5 protein-coding genes and 1 pseudogene are annotated in these 5,483 nt (G+C 67.9%); 2 read left to right on the top strand and 4 right to left on the bottom strand.

Annotation, left to right across the window (positions count from 1 at the left end; translation table 11 throughout):
- Window positions 1-1,307: cobaltochelatase CobT-related protein (locus ACILR9_RS38330; protein WP_407075398.1), on the top strand; the 1,307-nt coding region annotated here is incomplete at its 5' end.
- Window positions 1,308-1,338: 31 nt separating this feature from the next.
- Window positions 1,339-2,343, top strand: a complete 1,005-nt coding sequence (locus ACILR9_RS38325) for an esterase-like activity of phytase family protein (protein ID WP_395715266.1) — start codon at window positions 1,339-1,341, stop codon at window positions 2,341-2,343.
- 216 nt (window positions 2,344-2,559) lie between these two features.
- On the opposite strand, the gene rpmB is transcribed toward ACILR9_RS38325, so the two are convergent.
- The 4 genes and pseudogenes from rpmB to ACILR9_RS38305 all read right to left on the bottom strand — a co-directional run.
- The gene (gene rpmB / locus ACILR9_RS38320) at window positions 2,560-2,871 is read right to left on the bottom strand and encodes a 50S ribosomal protein L28 (RefSeq protein ID WP_395715265.1); all 312 of its coding nucleotides are present in this window, start codon (window positions 2,869-2,871) and stop codon (window positions 2,560-2,562) included.
- 85 nt (window positions 2,872-2,956) lie between these two features.
- Window positions 2,957-3,454: a YcgN family cysteine cluster protein gene (locus ACILR9_RS38315; RefSeq protein ID WP_395715264.1), complete on the bottom strand. Its 498-nt coding sequence runs from the start codon at window positions 3,452-3,454 to the stop codon at window positions 2,957-2,959.
- 8 nt (window positions 3,455-3,462) lie between these two features.
- Window positions 3,463-4,351 (bottom strand): annotated as a pseudogene (locus tag ACILR9_RS38310) (methylmalonyl Co-A mutase-associated GTPase MeaB).
- Between the two features lie 23 nt (window positions 4,352-4,374).
- On the bottom strand, window positions 4,375-5,483 hold a 1,109-nt coding region (locus ACILR9_RS38305), incomplete at its 5' end, for an MFS transporter (RefSeq protein WP_395715263.1).

Below are 5,483 nucleotides of genomic sequence, written 5' to 3'. Positions count from 1 at the left end.
ACGAGACGGCCGACCTGCAGGACGAGGATCCCGAGGATTCGCAGGACCAGGAGAACGCCGACGGCCAGTCCAACGAGACCGGCGACGATCAGAGCGATTCGAGCGAGACCCAGGGCTACGGCGCGCAGGGCGAGGAGACCGAGGACGCCTCCGAACAGGACGACGCCTCCGAGACGGTCGCCGACCAGGCGCAGACCGAGATGCAGATGGGGGCGGGCGACGAGGAGGAGCCCGGTCGCGCCGAGCGTCCGTGGCTGCCGCCGGGAGCGCTGTCGAACGAGCCGAAGGGCCAGCAGTACCATCCCTACACGGTGAAGTTCGACGAGATCGTCGACGCCGACCAGCTGTGCGATGCCGAGGAGCTGGGCCGGCTGCGCAACCATCTCGACCAGCAGCTCTCCCACCTGCAGGGCGTGATCGGCAAGCTCGCCAACCGCCTGCAGCGCCGGCTGATGGCGCAGCAGAACCGGTCGTGGGAATTCGACCTCGACGAGGGCACGCTCGACGCGGCCCGCCTGGCGCGCATCGTCGCCAATCCGATGCACGCGCTGTCCTTCAAGAAGGAGAGGGACACCAACTTCCGCGACACCGTGGTGTCGCTGCTGATCGACAATTCGGGCTCGATGCGCGGCCGGCCGATCACGGTGGCGGCGATGAGCGCCGACATCCTGGCGCGCACCCTCGAGCGCTGCGGCGTCAAGGTCGAGATCCTGGGCTTCACGACGCGTGCCTGGAAGGGCGGCCAGAGCCGCGAGCAGTGGCTCGCCGCCGGCAAGCCGGCCAATCCGGGCCGCCTCAACGACCTGCGCCACATCATCTACAAGCCGGCCGACGCGCCGTGGCGGCGGGCGCGCAAGAGCCTCGGGCTGATGCTGCGCGAAGGCATCCTCAAGGAGAACATCGACGGCGAAGCGCTGCTGTGGGCGCACAACCGCCTGCTGCCGCGCACCGAGGAACGCAAGATCCTGATGGTGATCTCGGACGGCGCGCCGGTCGACGATTCGACGCTGTCGGTCAATCCCGGCAACTACCTCGAGCGTCACCTGCGCGACGTCATCGACTGGATCGAGACCCGTTCGCCGATCGAGCTGATCGCGATCGGCATCGGCCACGACGTCACGCGCTACTATCGCCGTGCCGTCACCATCGTCGACGCCGACCAGCTGGGCGGCACGATGATGGAGCAGCTCGCTTCGCTGTTCGACGAGGAAGACGACAAGGACAAGCGGCCAGCCCGCGGCCAGCGCGGCGCTCGCGCTGGTGGCACCGCCAAATCCGGAACCAAGTCCGGCAAGCGCGCCGCCTGATCGCGACCGCGCCGTGAGAGCCGGACGGGCCTTGCATTCTTTCGCCCGTCCGCTGCTGGCGTTCTGCCTGCTGATCGCCGCCTGTGCCGGCGTCACGCCGCCGCCGGCGAGCGCTCAGGAACAACCGATCGAGATCCGCAGCGCCTCGCTGCCCTTCAAGATCGACGAGCCCGGCTCGACCCAGATCGGACGGCTGATCTGGCGGGGCGGTGTCTCCATGACCGCCAACTCGGCGAGCTTTGGCGGCTGGTCGGATTTGCACGTCTCGGCCGACGGCAGGACCCTCACCTCGATTTCAGACCTGGGGGCCTGGCTTACCGCCGCGATCGACTACGATGCCAAGGGCGATCTGGTTGGGCTGAGCGCCGCGCGAATCGGCCAGCTGCGCGGCCTCGATGGCAAGCCGATCGCGGGCAAGATCGACGCGGATGCCGAGGCGATGGCTCGCTTGCCAGATGGGTCCTGGCTTGTGGCGTTCGAACGCCACCATCGCATCTGGCGCTATCCCACCTTGCAGGGTGCTCCGGCCCCGGTCGAGGGACCGGCCGATATCGGCCGCCTGCCCCCAAACGGCGGCATCGAGGCGATGACCGCCCTCGCTGACAACCGGGTCATTGCGATCAGCGAGGAGTACCGGCGGCGACCCGATACCGTCACAGGCTGGGTCGGCAGCCGCAAGCCGGACGGCCGCTACCAATGGCGCGCCTTCGACTATCCGACCATCCCCGATTTCCACCCGACCGCCATCGCCCGCCTGCCCGACGGCTCGTTCGTCACGCTCGAGCGCGCCTTCGACTTCGTCCGCGGCGTGCGCTGCCGCGTCATGCGCTTCGCTGCGGCCGACCTGGAGGAAGGGGGAATCGTGCGCCCACAGGAGCTGGCGCGCCTCGCCTCACCCTATGCGGTGGACAATCTCGAGGGCCTGGCCGCCGGCAAGGGCCGCAACGGCGAGACCCTGCTGTGGCTGATCTCGGACGACAATTTCAATCCGCTCCAGCGCAACATCCTGATGATGTTCGAGCTGGCGGAGCCGTGAAATGACAAGTCCCTCGCTGCGCGAGGGACGACACCGCTTCTGTCAGCCCAAAAACGTAAGACTTCATTGATCGAAGTCATCATTCTCTTGTCATCCTGAGCGCAGCGAAGGATCTCATCGCCAGAAGTTCCAAGCACGCTCGCACCAGGCGGCGATGAGGTCCTTCGCTGCGCTCAGGACGACAGGAAAGTTCGCAGTGGCGCGGAAAACGCCGCCTTACGCCGCAGCGGCGGCCTTGGCGTCCTTCTTGGCCTTGGCCGAGGTGACGCGGCGCTTCAGCACCTTCATCTCGGGGCTGAGCTTGCTGTCGTTGGTGCCCAGCAGGTAGGAATCGATGCCGCCATTGTGCTCGATGGTCTTGATGCCGCGCGGCGTCAGGCGCAGGCGCACGGTGTGGCCCAGCGCATCCGACAGGACCGAGGCGACCTGCAGGTTCGACATGAAGCGACGCCGCGTCTTGTTGTTGGCGTGGCTGACATTGTTGCCGTACTGCACGGCTTTGCCCGACAGGGCGCAACGACGGGGCATGGCGCTATCCGCTAAAAAACGATCCCGCCGGCAGGCGGGAAGGCCGGCTTTTTACGGGCCGAAGACAGGCCCGTCAAGGAGGACGTCACACCCTCCAGTCGACCACCCGCTCGGTAATATCCTCGACCTGGTCCTCGGGGATCACCCGGCCGCGAGCCGAGATTCCCGCCTGGTGCACGGTTTCCGGATCGCCCGAGATCAGGGGGTGCCACCAGTAGAGGTCCTGCCCGAAATGGACCAGGCGGTAGGCACAGGTCTTGGGTAGCCAGTCCATCCGGGCCACAATCTTTGGGGTGAGCTTGATGCAGTCCGGGACGATCTTCTTGCGGTTCTTGTAGTCGCGGCAGCGCGCCGTCCGGGGATCGAGCAGCTTGCAGCAGGTGTCGGTCTGCACGATCTCGCCGGTGCCTTCGTACTCGAGCTTGTTGGTGCAGCACATGCCGCAGCCGTCGCAGAGCGATTCCCATTCCGGCTTCGACATCTGGGCCAGGCTCTTGCGCTTCCAGAACGGCAGCTCGGCGGGCGCGGCGGCCCGGCGGGCCGTTTCGACGACGGACTTGGCGACAATGGACTTAGCGGGCATGGAACGCCTTAACGTGCATGAAACGCTTTTAGCATGAGATGTGCCGCTGATGCGGGAGTCGTGCGGCCAGCCTCGACCTCGCGCTCGAGGCCGGGCACCAGGCGCTTGACCTCCGGATGGCGGCGCAGCTCGGTCAACAGCGTCTCGCCCACCTCGTTCCACATCCAGGCGCGGGCCTGCTCGGCGCGGCGCCGCGCCAGCCCTTTCTCGCCCACGGCCTGCCGGAAGCGTTCGATCGTCGCCCAGACCTCGACCACGCCCTCGCCCGAGATCGCCGAGCAGGTCGTCACCTCGGGCGTCCAGCCGGCGGTCGGCGAGCGCAGCATGCGCAGCGCATGCTGGTAGTCGCTGGCCGAGCGCTGCGCCGTCGCCTTGAGGTCGCCATCGGCCTTGTTGACGACGATCAGGTCGGCCAGCTCGATAATGCCGCGCTTGATGCCCTGCAGGTCGTCGCCGCCCGCCGGCAGCAGCAGCACGATGAACATGTCGACCATGTCGGCGACGGCGGTTTCCGATTGGCCCACGCCGACCGTCTCGACGATCACGGTATCGAAACCCGCCGCCTCGGTCAGCAGCATGGTCTCGCGCGTGCGCCGCGCCACGCCGCCCAGGGTGGTGCCGGCCGGCGAGGGGCGGATGAAGGCGGCCGCGCTCGATCAAGGAGAGGCCGAAGCGCTCGATGAAGGTCGACTTGCCGACCCCGGGCACGCCGGTGATGCCGAGTCGCACCGACTTGCCGGTGTGCGGCAGCAGGCTGGCGAGCAGCGCATCGGCCCGCTCGCGATGATCCGGGCGCGTCGATTCGACCAGGGTGATGGCTTGCGCCAACGCTCGGCGATCCCCGGCCAGCAGGGGGGCGAGGAGCGGATCGGCCGCTCGGTCCGACTGTGCAGCCATGGCGCTCATCGGTTCGACGCTTATCAGCGGGACCGCCGGAATGCCAGCAAGGCCGCGACCCCGGCGATGACATAGAACACGGCAAGGGTCGCGCCCAGGCCGGGATCGCCCACCGTGTCCATGGCCGCGCCGGTGAGCGGTCGGCCAACCAGACCGCCCAGGATGTAGAGCATGCTGAAGGCGGTGTTGGCGCGGGCGATGTCTCCGCCCAGGAAGCGCTGGCCGAGCAGGGCGAGGCCGACCGGGTAAATCGCGAACGACACGCCGCCCCACAGCGCGATCACCGCGATCACGGTCAACGATTGCGCCGAGACCACGGTGAGCAGCACGACGAGCAGCGTGCTCGCCAGGGTGCAGCCGGCCAGCACGCCGCGCCGGTCGAAATGATCGGCCATCCAGCCGATCGGCCATTGCAGGACGACGTTGCCCAGGACGAACGCCGACAGCCAGAGCGCGCCGGTCTCGGCCGAAACTCCCGCGCCGACGGCATAGACTGGCAGGAAGCTGAAGGCGACCTGCTCGCCCAGGCCGCAGACGAAAGCCGCCAGCATGGCGAGCGGCGCCGCGACCACCACGGCCATGTAGCCGCTGTCGTCAGCGTGCTCGATCGCCGGCGCGGTCTTCCAGTAGGGCAGCAGCGGCAGCGCCACCAGCAGGGCCAGCACGGCACAGGTGATGAAGGGAACCGGTCCGTAGATTCCCACGACCTGCAGAACGAACGGTCCGAGAGCGATGCCGAGTGCCACCAGCGTCGAATAGACACCCATCACGCGCCCGCGCCGGTTCTCCTCGACCACGACGTTCATCCAGATCTCGGTCACCACCCACGGCACGCCGCCCATCGCCCCATGCAGCAGGCTGAGCACGAACCACATCGCCGGGCTGTCTGTCAGCGTGTAACCCACGGTGATCGCCGAGCCGACAACCACCGCGGCGAAGATGAACGGAACGGCGCCGAAGCGGGCCGCCAGACGCGGAATATGCCCGGCCGTGGCCAGCATGCCGATTCCCCACGCGGCCGCGATGATCCCGATGGTGAGCTTGTCGGCGCCCTGGCGTTCCAGTGCCAGCGGCACCAGCGGCATCGCCACCCCGGCCTGCAGCCCGATCGCGGCACAGGCGGCGAAGACGG

This window comes from Reyranella sp., from assembly GCF_044224635.1.
Classification (GTDB): Bacteria; Pseudomonadota; Alphaproteobacteria; order Reyranellales; family Reyranellaceae; genus Reyranella.
Note: the sequence above shows the minus strand (reverse complement) of the source record. Positions and strands in the feature narration are given on the sequence as shown.

Excerpts from the sequence above, each read along its gene's own strand:
- rpmB (WP_395715265.1), bottom strand. The coding sequence starts at position 2,871 with ATGCCCCGTCGTTGCGCCCTGTCGGGCAAAGCCGTGCAGTACGGCAAC.
- ACILR9_RS38315 (WP_395715264.1), bottom strand. The coding sequence starts at position 3,454 with ATGCCCGCTAAGTCCATTGTCGCCAAGTCCGTCGTCGAAACGGCCCGC.